This window comes from Sedimenticola thiotaurini (assembly GCF_001007875.1).
GTDB classification, from domain to species: Bacteria; Pseudomonadota; Gammaproteobacteria; order Chromatiales; family Chromatiaceae; genus Sedimenticola; species Sedimenticola thiotaurini.
The window spans coordinates 2,218,099-2,236,654 of sequence record NZ_CP011412.1 but is presented as its reverse complement, the minus strand read 5'-3'; the positions used below and the strand labels follow the sequence as shown (position 1 = coordinate 2,236,654).

The 18,556-nt window shown below is 61.4% G+C and carries 17 protein-coding genes; 3 read left to right on the top strand and 14 right to left on the bottom strand.

The genetic code is table 11. The features are described 5' to 3' along the window. Nucleotides 1–33 precede the first annotated feature (33 nt). The 3 genes from paaH to paaF are packed head-to-tail and all read right to left on the bottom strand — an operon-like array spanning nt 34 to nt 3,139. On the bottom strand, nt 34–1,551 hold the full coding sequence (gene paaH / locus AAY24_RS10215; RefSeq protein WP_046859604.1) for a 3-hydroxyacyl-CoA dehydrogenase PaaH: 1,518 nt from the start codon (nt 1,549–1,551) through the stop codon (nt 34–36). A 5-nt stretch (nt 1,552–1,556) separates the two neighbouring features. After that, nucleotides 1,557–2,348: a 2-(1,2-epoxy-1,2-dihydrophenyl)acetyl-CoA isomerase PaaG gene (paaG, locus tag AAY24_RS10210; protein WP_046859603.1), complete on the bottom strand. Its 792-nt coding sequence runs from the start codon at nt 2,346–2,348 to the stop codon at nt 1,557–1,559. A gap of 11 nt (nt 2,349–2,359) precedes the next feature. Next, a complete protein-coding gene (paaF, locus tag AAY24_RS10205) occupies nt 2,360–3,139 on the bottom strand; it encodes a 2,3-dehydroadipyl-CoA hydratase PaaF (protein WP_046859602.1) in 780 nt (259 codons plus the stop codon). A gap of 353 nt (nt 3,140–3,492) precedes the next feature. Between paaF and paaZ the strand changes: the two genes are divergently transcribed. From paaZ to AAY24_RS10190, 3 genes are all read left to right on the top strand, one after another. After that, nucleotides 3,493–5,514 carry a phenylacetic acid degradation bifunctional protein PaaZ gene (paaZ, locus tag AAY24_RS10200; RefSeq protein WP_046859601.1) on the top strand — a complete coding sequence of 674 codons (2,022 nt, stop codon included), beginning with the start codon at nt 3,493–3,495 and terminating at the stop codon, nt 5,512–5,514. Nucleotides 5,515–5,744: 230 nt separating this feature from the next. Beyond that, nucleotides 5,745–6,770 (top strand): ferritin family protein, encoded by a 1,026-nt coding sequence (locus AAY24_RS10195; protein ID WP_046859600.1) that lies wholly within the window; start codon nt 5,745–5,747, stop codon nt 6,768–6,770. A 60-nt stretch (nt 6,771–6,830) separates the two neighbouring features. After that, nucleotides 6,831–7,877: a 2Fe-2S iron-sulfur cluster-binding protein gene (locus AAY24_RS10190; protein WP_046859599.1), complete on the top strand. Its 1,047-nt coding sequence runs from the start codon at nt 6,831–6,833 to the stop codon at nt 7,875–7,877. Between the two features lie 108 nt (nt 7,878–7,985). On the opposite strand, the gene paaX is transcribed toward AAY24_RS10190, so the two are convergent. The 11 genes from paaX to ftsY form a co-directional block, all read right to left on the bottom strand. Further along, nucleotides 7,986–8,933, bottom strand: coding sequence for a phenylacetic acid degradation operon negative regulatory protein PaaX (gene paaX, locus AAY24_RS10185; protein WP_052761173.1), 948 nt, complete (start codon nt 8,931–8,933; stop codon nt 7,986–7,988). Between the two features lie 85 nt (nt 8,934–9,018). Continuing rightward, a complete protein-coding gene (locus tag AAY24_RS10180; protein WP_052761172.1) occupies nt 9,019–9,726 on the bottom strand; it encodes a CBS domain-containing protein in 708 nt (235 codons plus the stop codon). Between the two features lie 6 nt (nt 9,727–9,732). After that, a complete protein-coding gene (locus tag AAY24_RS10175) occupies nt 9,733–10,455 on the bottom strand; it encodes an ABC transporter ATP-binding protein (RefSeq protein ID WP_046859598.1) in 723 nt (240 codons plus the stop codon). Beyond that, nucleotides 10,445–11,218, bottom strand: coding sequence for an ABC transporter ATP-binding protein (locus AAY24_RS10170; protein ID WP_046859597.1), 774 nt, complete (start codon nt 11,216–11,218; stop codon nt 10,445–10,447). Before AAY24_RS10170 ends, AAY24_RS10175 begins: the two co-directional genes overlap by 11 nt. Continuing rightward, entirely contained in the window at nt 11,205–12,197 is a 993-nt protein-coding gene (locus tag AAY24_RS10165; RefSeq protein WP_046859596.1) for a branched-chain amino acid ABC transporter permease, read from the bottom strand. Before AAY24_RS10165 ends, AAY24_RS10170 begins: the two co-directional genes overlap by 14 nt. Nucleotides 12,198–12,199: 2 nt before the next feature. After that, nucleotides 12,200–13,081: a branched-chain amino acid ABC transporter permease gene (locus tag AAY24_RS10160; protein ID WP_046859595.1), complete on the bottom strand. Its 882-nt coding sequence runs from the start codon at nt 13,079–13,081 to the stop codon at nt 12,200–12,202. Between the two features lie 161 nt (nt 13,082–13,242). Next, nucleotides 13,243–14,388 carry an ABC transporter substrate-binding protein gene (locus AAY24_RS10155; RefSeq protein WP_046859594.1) on the bottom strand — a complete coding sequence of 382 codons (1,146 nt, stop codon included), beginning with the start codon at nt 14,386–14,388 and terminating at the stop codon, nt 13,243–13,245. A gap of 497 nt (nt 14,389–14,885) precedes the next feature. Further along, nucleotides 14,886–15,734: an RNA polymerase sigma factor RpoH gene (gene rpoH, locus AAY24_RS10150; protein ID WP_046859593.1), complete on the bottom strand. Its 849-nt coding sequence runs from the start codon at nt 15,732–15,734 to the stop codon at nt 14,886–14,888. Nucleotides 15,735–15,869: 135 nt separating this feature from the next. Beyond that, nucleotides 15,870–16,841 (bottom strand): permease-like cell division protein FtsX, encoded by a 972-nt coding sequence (gene ftsX / locus AAY24_RS10145; RefSeq protein WP_046859592.1) that lies wholly within the window; start codon nt 16,839–16,841, stop codon nt 15,870–15,872. Further along, nucleotides 16,841–17,518 (bottom strand): cell division ATP-binding protein FtsE, encoded by a 678-nt coding sequence (gene ftsE, locus AAY24_RS10140; protein ID WP_046859591.1) that lies wholly within the window; start codon nt 17,516–17,518, stop codon nt 16,841–16,843. Before ftsE ends, ftsX begins: the two co-directional genes overlap by 1 nt. Nucleotides 17,519–17,538: 20 nt before the next feature. After that, complete coding sequence (ftsY, locus tag AAY24_RS10135; protein ID WP_046859590.1) at nt 17,539–18,534, bottom strand: signal recognition particle-docking protein FtsY; 996 nt, start codon at nt 18,532–18,534, stop codon at nt 17,539–17,541. Nucleotides 18,535–18,556 lie beyond the last annotated feature (22 nt).

The window sequence follows — 18,556 nt, the reverse complement described above, 5'->3', positions numbered from 1 at the left end:
ATTCTCTATGTCTGGTTTGTCGGTCAGTCCGCTTCAGGGATAGAAGGTGTTGCTACCTTCGACCTTGCGGCGCAACAGCTGTGAGACCCGGTAACGATCCAGGCCATAGGCCTGTTGCAGATTCTCCAACACCGCCAACACCTGGGGCAGGCCGATCCGTTCTGCCCAGGTCAGCGGGCCGAGCGGGTAGTTGACGCCGTTCTGCATGGCGCTGTCGGCACCGGCGGCGTCACACACCTGCTGGAACACCGCATCCGCCGCTTCGTTGGCGAGCATGCAGACGGTACGCATCACCACCATGCCGGGGATATCGGCCATTACCGAGACCGGGTTGCCCAGCGCCTGGAACAGCCCGGTGGCCTGTTGCAGGGCCTCGGCAGAGGCGTTGTCGGCCGGGGCCAGGGCGAAGCGTTTCGCCTGGGTGTAATCCAGTGCCAGGTCGAACAGGATGGTGTCCGGCAGATGATCGGTAGCGGCCCGGCGGGTGGCCGAGCGGCCATCGGTGAGGGCGATGCGGGTATGGCCGATACGGATCCAGCCGTTACCTTCGGTGCGCTTGATGCGGATGCCCGCCTGCTTCCAGCGTTCCACCAGTGGCTCAGCGATACCCAGTTTGCCGGTCACCTCGATGGTGGCGGGCATCGGTGCTGATGGTGCGTCACTCGGTGCTGCCGGTGCCGCTCCCTCCCGGTAGTCGTAGAAGCCCTGGCCGCTCTTGCGCCCGTAGAGGCCCCCGTCCACCAGCTCTTTCTGGATCAGGGAGGGGAGAAAACGGGGATCATAATAGAAGCCGGCGTAGACCGTGTTGGTGACGGCGTAGTTGACGTCATGACCGATCAGATCCATCAGTTCGAACGGTCCCATGCGGAATCCGCCCGCTTCGCGCATGATGGCATCCAGGGTAGCGACATCAGCGGCCCCCTCTTCCAGCAGACGCAGCCCTTCGGCATAAAAGGGCCGGGCCACCCGGTTGACGATGAAGCCGGGAGTGGATTTGGCAAACACCGGTCGCTTGCCCCATTGGGCGGCGGTGTCGAACACGGTCCGGGCCGCCGTCGGGCTGGTGGTTACGCCGGAGACCACCTCCACCAGTTTCATGACCGGAGCCGGATTGAAAAAGTGCATACCCACCAGGTTGCCGGGTCGTGCCAGCCCGGCGGCGATGGCGGTCACTGACAGCGACGAAGTATTGGTGGCGAGAATGGTCCGGGCATCGCACAGGGCTTCCAGCTGGGCGAACAGCTCCTGTTTGACCTGCAGATTTTCGACAATCGCCTCCACCACCAGGGCGGCGCCGGCCAGCTCCTCCAGGCGAGTGGCGGGTGTGATGTTGGCCAGCAGGGCACTGCGCCGGGCGTCGTCCATCTTGCCCCGGGCAACCCGTTTTTTCAGACCGGCGTCGATCTGCTCGATACCCCGCTCGACCGCCTGCGGGTTGGCATCAAACAGCAGCGTGGGGTGGCCGGCAGCCGCAGCGATCTGGGCGATGCCGGCGCCCATGGTGCCGGCACCGATGACGGCGATGGTCTGGTCGGGGGTGAGGGCGGTCATGGCTGTCACTCTCCCTTGAATTCCGGTTTGCGCTTGCCGACGAAGGCGGCGACCCCTTCCCGATAATCGTGGCTGCAGCCGGCGATGTATTGCAGGTCGCACTCCAGCTCCAGCTGCTGCTCCAGGCTGTTGCCGCCGGCCGCGTTGATGGCGCGCTTGGTCAGAGCCAGGCCCTTGGTGGGTTGGGTGGCCAGATGGGCGGCCAGGCTGTGGGCTTCGTCCATCAGTTGGTCATCATCCACCACCTGCCAGATCAGTCCCCACTGGGCCGCCTGCTCCGCCGTCAGCTTGTTACTCAGCATGGCCATGCCCATGGCCCGGGCCCGCCCCACCAGTCGGGGCAGGGTCCAGGTGCCGCCAGAATCGGGAATCAGGCCGATCTTGGAGAAGCCCTGGATGAAGTTGGCCGAGCGGGCCGCCAACACGATGTCACAAGCCAGGGCAATGTTGGCGCCAGCGCCGGCCGCCACGCCATTCACGGCGCAGACCACCGGTTTGTCCAGGCTCATCAGGCTGTGTACTAGCGGATTGTAGTTCTGTTTGATGGAGCGACTCAGATCCGGCATCGCCTCGCCCGGCGCCACGGCCCGGTCGTTGAGATCCTGGCCGGCGCAGAAGCCGCGTCCGGCGCCGGTCAGCAGCAGGCAGCGGATGGCCGGGTCCTGTCGGACCTGCTTGAGTGCATCCCGGATCTCCGCATGCATCTCGGTATTGAAGCTGTTGAGGCTCTCCGGACGGTTCAGGGTCAGGGTGGCGACACCGGCCTCAACCTGGAATAGTAGGGTGTGATAACTCATGGAACTCTCTGTTATTGGCCTTTGAATTGGGGGGGACGTTTCTCCAGAAAGGCGTTGATGCCCTCCTGGCGGTCTTCGGTGGCGGCCAGGAACAGGAACGCCTTGCGCTCCAGCTCCAGTCCCTGGCTCAGGGAGGTCTCAAAGCCGGCCAGAATGGCCTCTTTGGCCAGCCGTACTGCAACCGGTGATTTACTGGCGATGCTCTCCGCCAGGGCGATAGCCCGTTTCAGGGTCAGCTCCGGCTGGGTCACTTCCGCTACCAGGCCGGCGGTCAGCGCCTGCCGTGCCGGGATGAACTCGCCGCTGAGGACCAGTCTCATGGCCAGCGCCTTGCCGACCGTCCGTATCAACCGCTGGGTGCCGCCGGCGCCGGGGATGATGCCCAGGTTGATCTCGGGTTGGCCGAATTGGGCATCTTCGCCGGCAATGATGATGTCGGCGTGCATGGCCAGCTCCATGCCACCCCCGAGACAGTATCCGTTGACCGAGGCGATCAGGGGTTTGGGAAAAGTGCGGATAGCCTTCCAGTAGGTCGGACGGGGATCTTTCCAGAGTCCCACCGCATCCAGTGCCGCCATCTCCTTGATGTCCGCACCAGCGGCGAATACCTGATCCGATCCGGTAATGACCACGGCCCTGATCTGCTCATCCCGGGCCGCGTTTTGCAGCGCATCGGCCAGCTCACCCAACAGGGTATTGCGCAACGCATTACGGGCCTCGGGCCGATTCAGCCGTATCAGTTGGACGCCATTGTGGGGCGTATCCAGCAGGATGTCCGAATAGGCTGTCATGTCATCTCCTCTCCTCACCTGTGGATATCGCGTCGGATAATTTGTCCCTGTTTTTTAAGGTTTTTATCAGGGGTTACCCGTCTTGGGCGGGTATCCGGGCGATGATCCAATGATGGTTCCTGTTTTAACACAACTCCGTTTTAAAATGCTACAAAAAATAAAATAATTGATAATTTATTGTATCGTTTTAGATGACGGGCTACTATCCGGTCAGCCATCTGTAGCACTGCAAGCCGCTGTCGTCAGCATAGCCCCTTTCCCAGTCGGGGTGGTCGGAGCGGTCCGGCAGTCCATACTTTTAGCAAGTAACCAACAGCATGAAAGCAGGCCCTGGTGGGCCGGAGGAGCGAGCGATGCGTTTGAAGAGTTATGCCTGTGGCGCATGGGTAGAGGGGACGGGGCAGGGTACTGTGTTGCACAGCGCGGTGACCGGGGAGCCGGTGGCGGAGATCGACAGCCAGGGGGTGGATTTCCAGGCCATGCTGCGTTACGGCCGGGAAGTGGGTGGACCGGCGTTGCGGGCGCTGACCTTTCATGAACGCGCCTATAAACTGAAGGAGTTGGGTCTCTATCTGCAGGAGCGCAAGGAGGAGTTCTATGCACTCTCCCGGCACACCGGCGCAACCCGTTCCGACTCCTGGATCGATATCGAAGGCGGCACCGGCACCCTGTTTGCTTACTCCAGCAAGGGGCGGCGGGAGATGCCCAACAGCCACGTCTATATCGATGGTCAGCCGGAGATGCTGTCCCGCAAAGGTACCTTTGTCGGACAACATATCCATGTGCCGTTGGAAGGGGTGGCGATCCATATCAACGCCTTCAACTTCCCCTGCTGGGGTATGCTGGAGAAGCTGGCCCCCAGTTTCATCGCCGGCGTGCCCTGTATTATCAAGCCGGCCAGCCAGACCGCCTATCTGACCGAACTGATGGTCCGGCACATGATCGGATCAGGTATCCTGCCGGAGGGTTCGTTGCAACTGATCTGTGGCAGCGTGGGTGACCTGCTGGATCATGTCACCTGCCAGGATGCGGTCACCTTCACCGGCTCCGCCTCCACCGGCCAGATGTTGCGCCGCCACCCGGCTATCCTGGATAACTCGGTACGCTTCACCATGGAGGCCGATTCCCTCAACGCCTCTATTCTGGGGCCCGATGCCAAACCGGGCACGGAAGAGTTTGATCTCTACGTCAAAGAGGTGGTTCGGGAGATGACGGTGAAGTGCGGACAGAAGTGTACCGCCATCCGGCGCGCCCTGGTGCCACGCCAACTGGCCCCGGCGGTGATCGAGGCCCTGAAGGCACGTTTGGCCAAGGTGGTGGTGGGTGATCCGGATCAGGAGGGTGTCACCATGGGTGCCCTGGCCAGTGGTGACCAGTGCAATGAAGTACGGGGGCGCATCAGCGAGTTGGCCAAAAGCTGTGAGATCGTCTACGGCGATCCAAACGAGACGCCGGCCGGCGAGGGTGCCTTCATGAACCCGGTGCTACTCTATTGTGATCAGCCGCTGCAGCATCGTGAAGTGCACGACATCGAGGCGTTTGGCCCGGTCAGCACCGTGGTGCCCTACGACGGCGTGGATGAGGCGGTTGCCCTGGCCGGTATGGGGCAGGGCAGTCTGGTCAGTTCCGTGTTTACCTATGATGATGACTTCGCCCGGGCCATGGTGCTGGGGCTGGGTGCGTGGCATGGCCGCATGCTGATCGCCAACCGCGACTGTGCCCGGGAGTCCACCGGCCACGGCTCGCCGCTGCCGTACCTGATCCACGGCGGACCCGGGCGCGCCGGCGGTGGCCAGGAGATGGGCGGTATCCGGGGTGTACTACACTATATGCAGTGCGTGGCACTGCAGGGATCACCCAGTATTCTGACCGCCGTCACCGACAAGTGGATTCCCGGTGCCCGGCGCATCGAGGATTCGGTGCATCCGTTCCGCAAGAGCCTGGAGGAGCTGCGTATCGGTGAAAGTATCGTCTCTGATCAGCGCGTCATTACACTGGAAGATATTGAACATTTCGCCGATTTCAGCGGGGATCGTTTCTATGCCCACATGGACGAGGCGGCGGCCAAGGCGAACCCCTTCTTCGAGGGCCGGGTGGCACACGGCTATTTCATCGTTTCAGCGGCAGCCGGACTGTTTGTCGATCCCGCTCCGGGGCCGGTTCTGGCCAACTATGGTCTGGAACACCTGCGCTTTTTAACTCCACTCAATCCCGGTGATGCCATCCAGGTGACCTTTACCTGCAAGCAGAAAGTACCCCGGGTGAATGAGGCTTACGGGGAGGTGCGCTGGGACTGTCAGGTGCGCAATCAGAATGGGGATCTGGTGGCCACCTATGACGTACTGACCCTGGTGGCGAAACAGCAGATGGTATGACCCCTGGTGGGGCGGTCCGGTAACGTTGCGGCCGCCCCGCTGTCCCAGTAAATAGGGCATTTAACATGGCTTATGAAAATAAATTGATACAAAAATAAAAAAATAAAAAAAATATTTGTATCATTTAAAAATGCTTGGTATGTTTCCCCCATGCGCAGCAAGTCGCATGTGGTTTGTCTATCCAGGCGGCTCGATCCGCCTGGTTATCAGAGAGACGAGGAGCGATAAAAATGAGTGAAAAAGAGCGGTTAGCGGAGACCATGGAGTTTCCGCCGGAGACCCCCCAACCCAATATCTATCCCCTGAGCTGGGTGCGTGAAACCACCAAGATGCAGGAGGTCTGGGAAGCCGCCCAGCGCGAATACTGGGATCCGGAAAAACTCCCCTGGGACACCTTTGATCCGGATCAGTACAGCTGGGAGGAGCGGGAGTCGATCGCCTACTGGTGGACCCTGCTGTCGGTATTCGACGCCTCTGCGCCGCCGGTATTTGCCGAAGCCATGATCAAGACCTACGAAGATCACGAAGAGGATCCGGTACGACGCTGTTTCTTCTCGGTGACCCGGGATGAGCAGAACCATGAGCAGATGTGTGGCCTGGCCATCACCAAGCTGCTGGATCACCCCGATCCCATCACCTACACCCCGAAGACCGAGTTGGGCAGGAAGCTGCAACGCAATGCCAAGTGGCTCTACTTCAATGGCGGGCGGTACTGGAACGGCTACAAGAAGGCGGTACCCAAGTACAGCCTGGCGGTGCTGTTCAGCTCCTTCCTGATGGGCGAAATCGCCGCCGCCACCATTTTCCACCAGATGGCGAAAAGCTGCGAAGAGGAGGTGTTCCAGGAGGCGTTCCGCAATATCGGTCGTGACGAAGGTCGTCACATGGCCATCTGTATGGCCCTGATGGAGCGTGACTACCCGGGACTGCAGGAAGAGAACAAGTCCATCATCACCAAGCAGATCCGGGCCGGCTACCTGTTCCTTTCAGCGGTACTGTACGAACCCCCCATGGAGTTCTGGGATCTGCCGGATGATTTCATCGCCGTGCAGCGTCAGGCGGAGGAGACCGCCCGCAAGGCCGGTTTCGGCATTCCCGCCACCGAGGACAAACTGGAGAACTGGCGCAAGGCGATGCTGAACCTGAAAGGTGTGCTGGATCGCTACGATATCCCGTTCCCCGCCATCCCTGAAGTGGGAATCACCGGCGAAGAGATACTGGATGTTGATATGGATGAGATCATTCCGATATTCTGATTCTTTTCCCTGTTACCGGGAGGGTTTTGCCTCCCGGTTTTCTATCTCTATGGTTTGCCTATGAACAAGATCCGACTATATCCATCCGGCCATGAAGTGGAGTGCCAGCCGGGAGAGACCGTACTCTCGGCGCTGGAGAAGGCGGGATACGCACTGCCTAACAACTGCCGGGCCGGCGCCTGTGGCGAATGCAAGATCAAGGTCCGGGCGGGGGAGTTCGATCAGGGTATGGTGCTGGATATGGCCCTGGCCCCGGAAGAGCGGGAGCAGGGGTTCGGCCTGATGTGTATGGCCAAGCCGCTGTCGGAACTGCTGGAGATCGAATGGGGTACCGAGGATGCCCAGCCCAAGCTGTTCCCACCCCGGGAGAATGTCTCCTTCGTGGTGGTCGAGCGCATCGAGCGCACCCATCGTATTGTGGAGCTGCGGCTACGGCCGGTGGGCAAACCCCTGCGTTACTGGCCCGGCCAGTATGTACAGCTGCACCATCCGGAAAACCGGGTTCCGGCCCGGGCCTACTCCATCGCCAACGCCTCCCGGCCGGATGGCGAGATCACCCTGCAGATCGCCCGGGTGGAGGGCGGCGCTATCAGTAACTGGGTGCACGGCAGCCTGAAAGTGGGCGACCGGGTCAAACTGTCCGGGCCCTACGGTACCTTTATCGGCGATCCGGCAGCCGAGACACCGGTACTCTGCCTGGCGGCCGGCACCGGGCTGGCACCTATCATGGCGCTGGCCGAAGCGGCCCTGAGCCGGGGTTACCGGCAACCGGTGACGGTGCTGTTTTCGGCCCCCACCGATGCGGATCTCTATGACACCGGCCGCCTCGCCCTGTGGCAGGCGAAGCACCGCAATTTCAAGTTTGTGCGTACCCTGACCCGGGAACAGGGTGAGGGGCTGGTGGGCCGGATACCGGCGATTCTGCCGGAGATGTTCCAGGATCTTTCCGATTACAGTGTCTATGCGGCCGGCAGTCCCGAGTTTGTGGAGGCCTGTATCGCTGCCGCCAAGGCCCTGGGGGCGAAGGAGAGCAAGATCCACACGGAGGGCTTTTTCGAGCAGCAGGTGGCCCCCGAGACCCCGTCGGCAGATCGCCTGCTCTCCTGACCGGTTTGGCAGGGTCGCGTGCTACACGGGCCGGGCCTTATGGTCCCGGCCTTTTCCTGTCACCAGGGAGCGCTGTTTCGGTGCGGACGAGAGGTTTCCCTGAGACTGCTAGTCCCAGGCGGCGAAACGCTGGCTGAAACTGGATGAGATCTGCCGGAACGGTCCCGCCTGATTCTCACACAATGCGAGAATGTGCTGCTCCGAGATCGGTTCCAGTGGACGGTAGATGGCGGCGCAGAGATCCTGGGCCTGCTTGCCGAGCCAGTTGTCCGGCAATAGCTCTGGTGGCAGCTTGGGATCCTTCAGCAGGATGCGCCGGTAGTGGTGGATCAGCATGATGCGCAGTATGAAACAGTGTTCCGGTTGCGCCTGTTCGATATGCCGGGGGTTCTGCATGGCCCGGGCCAGGGCCCGGTAGTGTTTGATGAAGGCACTGTACTGCTTCTCCAGCTCCTCCAGCTTGAAACACTGGCGTACCATCCCCTTGGTGCCCAGTCCGTACATCGGATCATAGTTGCGTGCCCGCATTACCACCACTTCACTGGTCACGCCGATTCTGGCCAGCATCGCCTGGGTCTGGCTGATGGGCGCAGTGGGGTGGCCGTAGACATTGGGCGCGATAATGCCATAGCCGAGCCAGGTCAGCTCTTTACGCAGCCTGGCCCGCTGCTTGGCCTTGATGCCCTGGGTACCGGTAAACACCAGAATCCAGTCCCCATCCCAGCGTTTCTCTGAGGGGTAGTAGATCAGCCGGTCATAGGCGCCCACTTTTTTACGGGCACTGTCGGTCAGGCGGTAGTAGCTGCGGCGTCCGACTTTGGTACTCTCCACAAAGTCGTCTTTGGCCAGGCGATAGATGGCGGTGCGCACCAGGCGTTCATTGACGCCAAGGGGTTCCAGCAGGGCGGTGATACTGCCCAGCCAGATCTCCCGGTCGTGGGACTCCACCACGTCACCAAACAGGGTGGCGACCAGAGATGGTGTGCGACTGGGGGGCTCATTGCGAAACCCATCCAGGATGGATTTGAGCTGTCGTTGAAATGGATTGCTGGCCACGGTTTCTCATTGCAGGGTTTGGCGTGGCTGCATTTTAGCAGTCCGCCAAACCGGCGTCATAACGAATCTGCCAGATAGTGACTGACTAATCGCTGTGGGGGAGTATCTCGTTGATCAGCTCGTAACCCTGCTGACGCAGAGTCTCATCGACCTGCTGCGGCTGTTCAGCGGTATAGCGCACGATGGCGACCCGTTTGGGGCTGCTCATCTGGGAGACAGGTGACACCACGGTGGCGATATAGCCGCCGGCGTCGTTGATCTCATGCAGCAGGCTGCCGAGGGCGCGGGCCTTGTTGGGCAGGCTGACCGCGATGCGGGTGGCGTTGTCCATCCCGCAGCCCATCACATCCAGGAAGAAGTCCAGGATATCGGTCTCACTGACCACCCCGACCAGCTCGCCGTTGTCGATCACCGGCAGATTGCCGATGCGCCGGTCCCGGATCAGCCGGCCCGCATCCTCCACCAGGGTATCGGGGGCGCAGGTGATCACCTCCCGCACCATCAGCTCACCGACCGTGATCTTGGCAGTCAGATAGTTCACCTCGCCCACCGACAGGGTGGTGATGGCGGAGGGCTCGGCCCGATCCAGCTCCTTCTGGCTGAACAGCCCCACCAGGTGGTTCTTGTCATCCACCACCGGCAGATAACGCCGGCTCTTCTCCCGCATCACCTGGGCCGCATGGCTGAGCTTCATATCGGCCGTCACGGTATCCACGGCGCGGGTCATGATCTGTTCCACATACATAGCGTCTTCAACCTCGGTCTCGTTAATCACCCGGCTGGCCCGGGCCATCGTTTATCAGTGGCCCAGGTAGGCCTTCTGCACCGCCTCATCGGCCAGCAGTTCGTCGGCAGCGGCACTCAGTACCACCCGGCCGGTCTCCAGCACATAGCCGCGATCGGCGATGCCGAGCGCCGCCTTGGCGTTCTGCTCCACCAGCAGGATGGTCACGCCCTGCTCGTTGAGCTCGCGCACCACCCGGAAGATCTCCGCCACCAGCAGCGGCGCCAGCCCCATGGAGGGCTCATCGAGCAACAGCAGCTTGGGCCGGCCCAGCAGCGCCCGGCCCATGGCCAGCATCTGCTGCTGCCCCCCCGACAGGGTACCGGCCGCCTGGCGGCGCTTCTCCTGCAGGATCGGGAACAGCTGGTAGATCCGCTCCAGCTCTTCGGCCACCCAGGCCTTCTCCTTGCGCCGGGTAAAACTGCCCAGCAGCAGGTTATCCTCCACACTCAGCGGCGCGAACACCTGACGCCCCTCGGGGATATGACAGATACCGGCCTGGACGATCTTGTGCGGCGCGGTGCGGGTGATCTCCTGCCCATCAAAGATCACGCTGCCACCACTCGCCTTGTGCACGTTGGAGAGGGTGTGCAGCAGGGTGGTCTTGCCGGCACCGTTGGCGCCCACCATGGCCACCAGCTCACCCGGCTTCACCTCCAGGGAGATGCCGTGCAGGGCCTGGATCGGTCCATAATGGGCGGTCAGTTCGGTTACCTGTAACAGGGCCTCAGACGGCATACTGCACCTCCCCACCCAGATAGGCCTCGATCACCTTCGGGTTGTTCTGTATCTCCTGCGGCAGCCCCTCGGCCAGGCGACTGCCATAATCGATCACCAGGATGCGGTCGGAGACCTGCATCACCAGCCCCATGTTGTGCTCCACCAGCAGCACGCTGACCCCGGTCTGGCTGATGCGGCGGATCAGCTCGCGCATCTCCACCGTCTCGGTATCGTTGAGCCCGGCGGCCGGCTCGTCCATCAGCAGCAGCCTGGGCCGGGCGGCCAGGGCGCGGGCGATCTCGACCCGCTTCAACACCCCGTAGGAGAGGGCATCGGCAGGCTGGTCGATATAGGCCTCCAGGCCGCAGAACACCAGCGCCTCCCGGGCCCACTCCTCGGCCTGGCGCTCCTCGCGGCGGATGTTGGGCAGGCGCAGGGCGGCACTCCAGAGCCGGCTGTGGGTGCGCAGATGACAGCCCACCTTGACGTTATCCAGCACACTCATGTTGAAGAACATCTGCAGGTTCTGGAAGGTACGGGAGATACCCATCCGGGCCACCTGGTGGGGCCGGCGCCCGACGATCTCCTGGCCCTGGAAACGGATACTCCCCTCGTTGGGCCGGTAGATGCCGGAGAGCATGTTGAACAGGGTGGTCTTGCCGGCCCCGTTGGGACCGATCACCGCATAGACCTGGCTCTCCGGGACCTCGAAGTGGAGATCGGCAATGGCGGTCACACCGCCAAAGGAGATGGTCAGATCCTGGACCTCAAGCAGCGCCATGGGGATCCTCCTTCTGTGGAGTAGAGAGGTTGGCCGGCCGGGAGCGACGGATGAGCTTGCGCAACAGCTCCAGCAGGCCGACGAACAGGCCCTGGGGCAGGAAGATCATCATGCCCATCAGGATGGCGCCGAAGATCATCACCTCGTAATCCTCGAACACCACCAGCAGCTCGGGCAGGAAGGTGAGGATAATGGCGCCGAGCACGGCGCCGTAGGTGGAGGCCATGCCGCCCAGTACCACCATGGTGACCAGCTCGATGGAGAAGGCAAAGCTGAACGAGTCGGGACTGACAAAGGCCTGCTGGTGGGCGAACACGCTGCCGGCCAGGGCGGCGATCAGGGCGGCGAGCACGAACACGCCGGTCTTGGTGGCGGCGGTGTTGATACCCATCATCTCGGCCGCCACCTCGGAGCCGTGCAGGGCGCGCAGGGCGCGGCCGCTGCGGGAATCGATGATGTTCAGCGCCAGCCACACCACCAGCAGCAGCAACCCGCCAATCACCATATACCAGCGCTCGTCACTGTCCACCGTCCAGCCGAACAGGGAGAGGGTGGGGATACCCCCCAGGCCATCCGGCCCGCCGGTGAGCCAGCCGAGCTGGACAATAAAGATGTGCACGATAATGCCCAGGCCCAGGGTGGCCATGGCCAGGTAGTGGCCCTTGAGCTTGAGGATCGGGCGCGCCACGATGTAGGCCAGGGTGCCGGTGAAGGCGAGGCCGACCAGCAGGCTCGGCCAGGGGTTCCAGCCGTAGCGGGTGGTCAGAATGGCCGAGCTGTAGGCGCCGATGCCGAAGAAGGCGGCATGGCCCAGGGAGATCTGGCCGGCATAGCCCATCAGCAGGTTGAGGCTGACGGCGAGGATGGCGTGCAGCCCGGCCGAGACGCCGACCACGGTGACAAAATAGTTATCGGGAAAAATGATCGGCAGCACCACGATGGCCACCGCCAGAAGAAACAATCCGCTCAGGCGCTTCATGGTTATACCCGCTCCACGGACGCTTTGCCGAACAGGCCGCTGGGGCGGAAGAACAGCACCAGCAGCAGGATGATAAAGCCGATCGCATCCTTGTAACCGGACGAGATAAGGCCGGCGGAGAGGGACTCGATCAGGCCCAGCAGCAGGCCACCGGCGACCGCCCCCATGGGGTTGCCCATACCGCCGAGGATGGCGGCGGAGAAGCCCTTCAGGCCGAGCATGACACCGGTGTCATAGGAGGCGAAGGTGATCGGTGCCACCAGGATCCCGGCCATGGCGCCGAGGGCGGCGGAGAGGCCGTAGGCGACCAGCAGCATGATGCTGACGTTGATCCCCACCAGGTGGGCGGCGGTCTTGTTGCAGGAGCAGGCGAGGATCGCCTTGCCCAGGGTGGTGTGGGTGAAGAAGTGCTGGGCACCGAACACCAGCACGGCGGCACCGCCCATGACCCAGAGACTCTGGGGCAGCACGGTGGCGTTGCCGACCTGGATCGGTGCATCACCGGAGAACGGCGGCAGGGCGAACAGATCCTTGCCCCACACCAGCAGGGCCACGCCGCGCAGGAAGATGGAGGCGCCGATGGTGATGATGATGGTGGTGACCACCGAGGCGCCCCGGGCCGGGGCGATGGCGAAGCGCTGCAGCGCCATACCCACCAGGGTGGTGATCAGTACCGCACCGAGGGCGGCGGCCCACAGGGGCAGACCGCTGTCGCCGGCAGAGAGCGCCACCGCGCTCATGGCACCGATCATGACGAACTCCCCCTGGGAGAAGTTCACCACATCCGAGGCGTTATAGATAATGGCAAAACCGAGTCCCACCAGGGCATAGGTGGAGCCGACGGTGATGCCGGTAAGCAGAAACTGGAGGATCTGATCGAACATCCGAGAAATCCTGTGTCGGGGAAGCTGTCCAGCCGTACCGCTGCCGGTTGACAGGGCGGTGAGGTGGCGCTACTCCCGGGTTTTTGAACGGGTTGCGTGTCGGGCCCATCCGCCACGGGCGGACGGTGGACGGCCCGGTCACACCGGGCCGCCCGCCGGACTCAGTTGACGATGGTCCAGTCGCCGTTTTTGATCTCCAGCATCTGGAAGGCGTCCAGCCCCAGACCCAGGTGGTCGGTGGGACTCATGGTGAACACGCCGCCGGTGCCGGGGAAGTTGGTGGTCTTCTCGATCTCGTCACGCACCTTGGCCTTGTCGGTGGAGTCGGCGCGATCGATCGCCTCCAGGGCGATCATGAGGCCGTCATAGGCGTGGCCGCCGAAGGTGGAGACATCACCGTACTTGCCCTCGTAGAGGTTCTTGTAACCGAGCAGTACCGGCCGCTGGGGATCGCTCTGGGGCAGCTTCTCGGCCACCAGCAGTGCAGCGGCGGGCAGGCGTACGCCCTCGGCCGCGTCACCGGCCAGCTCGATGAACTTCTTGGAGGCGACGCCGTGGGACTGGTAGAGCGGCAGGGTGATGCCGAGCTGACGCACGTTCTTGGTGACAATCGCCGGACCGGAACCGAAGCCGAAGTTGAGGATCGCCTGGGCGTCGGTGTCGCGGATCTTGGTGAGCTGGGCGGTCATATCGGTATCCTTGGCGCCGTACTGCTCGTCGGCGACGATCTCGATATCATAGTTGGGTGCCATGGCCAGGCTCTGGGCACGGCCGGACTTGCCAAAACCGCCGTTGCCGCTGATCAGGGCCACCTTGGTGATGCCGCGCTTCTGCATATCCTCGTAGATCTTCTGGGCGGCCATGCGGTCGGTGTGGGGGGTCTTGAAGGTCCACTTCTGTACCGGGTCGATGATCTTGATGGAGCCGGCCAGGGAGATAAAGGGGATCTTGGCGCGCTCGACCAGCGGCATCACCGAGAGGCTGGAGCCGGAGGTGGAACCGCCCACGATGACATCCACCTTGTCCTTCTGGATCAGGCGCTTGGCGAAGTTGACCGCCTCCTTGGCATTACCGCCGGTGTCGTAGTGCACCAGCTCCACCGGGCGACCATCCACACCACCCTTGGCGTTGATGTTCTCGATATACATCTGCAGGGTCTTCAGCTCCGGATCGCCCAGAAACGATGCCGGCCCGGTCACCGACAGAAAAGTACCAATACGGATCGGCTCCGCCGCCGAAGCCTGCCCGGCCCCCAGGGTCAGTAGTGCGCCGATGGCCAGGGTGGATACGCTTTTTTTGATATTCATTTTACTAAGATCACTCCTCAATCCACTGTGTTTTAAGTTCTTACGGTGATGCGATTGTCGGGACTGTCGCGCAGTGCACGGCCAACGCAGTCGACAACTATACCTTTTTGTTATAACAGTGCGAATACTGTGGTAACTACTGCCCGATCAATTCCTAATCAGGAGATAGGAATAGTGATCCTGTGAGTTGCGAAATCGCCGGTTCGACAGGTTGCCAACCTGTCGGATAAAAACCCTGCTGATTACTGAGCAATAGGCATTCGAGGGGTGAGCATAACGGCAACGGAGTACGGTGGTCAACCGCGTGCGGGAAGTGGAACCACTATTTTTAAAAAATTTAAAAAATCACTTAACTTTATGTGATTGTGGATAAAAAAATAGTTGCAAATGAAAGCGGGTGGTTTGTGGCAGGTTGTGGCGGAGGGGGGTGTCAGTTCTCTGTGAGGATATTGGGGAGTCGGAAGAACATGAAAATCGTTCATGTTCTTCCGGCTGCTTCAGGCGACCAGATGGGCCTTCAATTTCCCCATGGCGGCTTTTTCGATCTGCCGAATGCGTTCGGCCGAAACGCCGAACTTGTCTGCCAGTTCATGCAGCGTCATCTTCTTCTCGGACAGCCAGCGGGCTTCCAGAATCTCTTTGCTGCGTTCGTCGAGTCCGTCAAGCGCCAGATAGAGCTGTCGCTTGTCGTTCTCTTCCGTATCGGCGCTCTCCAGTTGGCGTGATGGCTCCATACGCATGTCGGCCACGTAGGCAGACGGTGCCGGCGCCTGGTCATCATCGCCGTGGTCAATACCGTCGAAGGCCAGGTCGTGGTTGTTCAGGCGGCTTTCCATCTCCAGTACCGTCTCCGGTTTGACGCCAAGATCCTTGGCGACCCCTTCGACCTCTTCCTGGGAGAACCAGCCGAGACGCTTCTTGGAGCTGCGCAGGTTGAAGAACAGCTTGCGCTGCGCCTTGGTGGTGGCCACCTTGACGATGCGCCAGTTACGCAGCACGTATTCATGGATCTCCGCCTTGATCCAGTGGACCGCGAACGAAACCAGACGGACACCGTGATCCGGATCGAAACGGCGTACCGCTTTCATCAATCCCACGGTCCCTTCCTGGATCAGATCCGGAAGAGCCAGACCATAACCGGCATAACCCCTGGCGATGCGGATAACGAACCGAAGATGAGACATGACTAGGGCGCGGGCCGCCTCGAGATCACCTTCATCCCGCAGTCTCACCGCCAGGTTGTGCTCCTCTTCAGCGCTTAACATCGGCAGTTGGTAGGCCGCGCTGATATAAGCATCAATACTGCCTGTGGGCAGTGTATTTGCGATAGCGAGTTGTTTGCTCATCTGGGAATACCCTAGTTCTTTTGTCTGGTATTATATTAGCACTATTGAATATGAAGTGCTATTACATATTAGCACTCGCAGTATAGGAGTGCTAACAGCGGGATAAGTTCCGGCAGGTGGTGCAAATCACCCTAATCAGGAAGGTTCGATCTGGTGCAGATGTCTGCCGACCGCAATCCATGAGCCTGCCAGTCCCAGCAGTGTACTGCCGCCAAGCAGCATCAACAGGGTGGTAAAGCCGATGCCACGCAATTCAAAGCTGCTCTGGTAGAGTCCTGCCAGCTGTTCCACGGGGTTGTCCAGCAGCAGCAATGAGATGCTCACCATCAGCCAGGCGGAGATACCACCAAACAGGCCGTACCAGGCCCCGTTATACAGGAACGGGCGTCGGATGAAGGCGTTGGTGCCGCCGATCAGTTTGGTGATTTCGATCTCTGCATGGCGGTTCTGGATCTCCAGGCGGATGGTGTTACCGACAATCAACAGCACCGACAGTCCGAGCAGGGAGGCGAGGATGACCACGCCGCGCTGGGCAATCCGGGTAATGGCGTGGAAACGCTTCACCCACTGCAGGTCGAGCTGGGCAAACTCCACTTCGCTGTGCTGTTTCATCCTGGCCAGCAGGGCCTCGGCCGGGACCGGGTCCGCATGCTGCGCTGTTGGCTCCACCACCAGCAGGGCGGGCAGCGGGTTTTCGTCCAGACTGTCGAGAACCCCGGCAAAGCCGCTGAGTTGCCGGAACTCCTCCAGCGCCTCACTGCGACTGATCAACTGCACCTGGGCGATAGCGGGGTCTTCCCGCAACCGATTGGCCAGTTGTTGAGCCTGTTGGTTGCTGGTCTCCTGCTTGAGGAAGAGGGAGATGCTGGCGGCCCCATCCCAACTGCCGCTGAGCGTTTCGGCATTGTTCAACAGCAGGTAGAGTCCGGTCGGCAGCGCCAGTGCAATGCCGATCACCAGGGTGGTCATCAGGGTGGAGAGGGGGTTTCTGATCAGGCGTCCCAGACTGGCCAACGCCACCTGCAGATGGCGCAGCAACCAGACATCGACCCGCAGGACGCTGCGGGGACTGATACGTGCTGAACGTCTCCTGCGGGGCTTGCGCATCAGAGCGGCCCTCCGGCGGCGGTATCCCTGGCCAGGTGACTCTTCTCCAGTACCAGAATACGTCGGTTCATGCGTGAAATCAGTTCCAGGTCATGGGTGGCGATCAGCAGGGTGACGCCGACATCGTTGAACTGTTCAAACAGGCTCATAATCTCCCGGGAGAGATCGGGATCCAGGTTGCCGGTGGGTTCGTCAGCCAGGACCACCGGTGGTTTGCTTACCACGGCACGGGCAATGCCGACCCGTTGCTGCTCCCCGCCGGACAGGGTGATCGGCAGGTTTTTCTCTTTCGAGAGCAGGCCCACTTTGTCCAGCGCGGCGCGCACCCGGCGACCGATTTCTATATGGCCCAGGCCGGCCACCACCAGTGGCATGGCGACATTATCGAACACGGTGCGGTCATACAGCAGGCGATGGTCCTGAAAGATCATGCCCACTTCGCGGCGGTGATAGGGGATCTGGCTGCGGCTGAGTCGGGTCAGGTTGCGTCCGGCGACCCGTACCTGGCCGCGGGTGCTCCTCTCCAGCAGGCCGATCAGTTTCAGCAGGGTACTTTTGCCGGCTCCCGAATGGCCGGTCAGAAACACCATTTCGCCCGGGTTGATGTGAAAGCTGACATTACTCAGCCCCTCATGTCCTCCCGGGTAGCGCTTGGTAACGTTATCAAAGTGGATCATCTGGGGTGACCGGTACGGGGTTATTCTGCAAACAGGGCGTTGACGAACTCGGTGCCGTCAAAGTGTCGCAGATCCTCAATCGCTTCACCGACGCCGATAAAGCGGATCGGTAGACCCAGTTTCTCGGCAATGGCGAACACGATGCCGCCCTTCGCCGTGCCATCCAGTTTGGTCAGGGTGATGCCGGTGATTCCCAGAGTCTGGTTGAACTGCACCGCCTGGTTGAGGGCGTTCTGTCCGGTGGTGGCGTCCAGTACCAGCATCACTTCATGGGGGGCTTCAGGGTCGATTTTCTTCATCACCCGGGCGATCTTGGCCAGCTCCTCCATCAGATTGCTCTTGGTGTGCAGGCGCCCGGCGGTATCGGCGATCAGCACATCGATACCGCGGGACGTGGCCGCTTGCAGGGCGTCAAAGATGACCGACGCGGAGTCGGCACCGGTGTGCTGGGCCACGACCGGGATCTGGTTGCGTTCACCCCAGGTCTGCAGCTGCTCCACGGCGGCGGCCCGGAAGGTGTCGCCGGCGGCCAGCATGACGCTCTGCCCCTCGTCCTGCAGACGCTTGGCCAGTTTGCCGATGGTGGTGGTCTTGCCGGCGCCGTTGATGCCCACCATCAGGATTACCTGGGGCTTGCCCGGTTGCGGCTGACGCACCGGCTTGTCGCAGCCGTTCAGTATCTGCTCCAGATGCCCTTTCAGTGCCGCGGTCAGGCGTTCCGGGTCCGATAGCTCCTTACGTTTAACCTGACCGGTCAGGTCGTCGATGATGCGGGTGGTGGCATCCACGCCCACGTCCGCCATCAGTAGCAGGGTCTCCAGCTCCTCCAGCAACTCCGCATCGATACTCTTGCGTCCCAGTACCAGGTTGGCGAGCCCATCGGTAAAGTTACTGCGGGTCTTGACCAGACGGTTTTTCAACCGTTTGAACAAGCCCTCTTTTGCTTCCGGCTCAGGTGTTGTGCCGGCCTCTTCGGGGACGGCCTGGGTCGATTTTTTCTTTCCGAATCCGAACATGCTGGTTTATCCGGTATGCCGT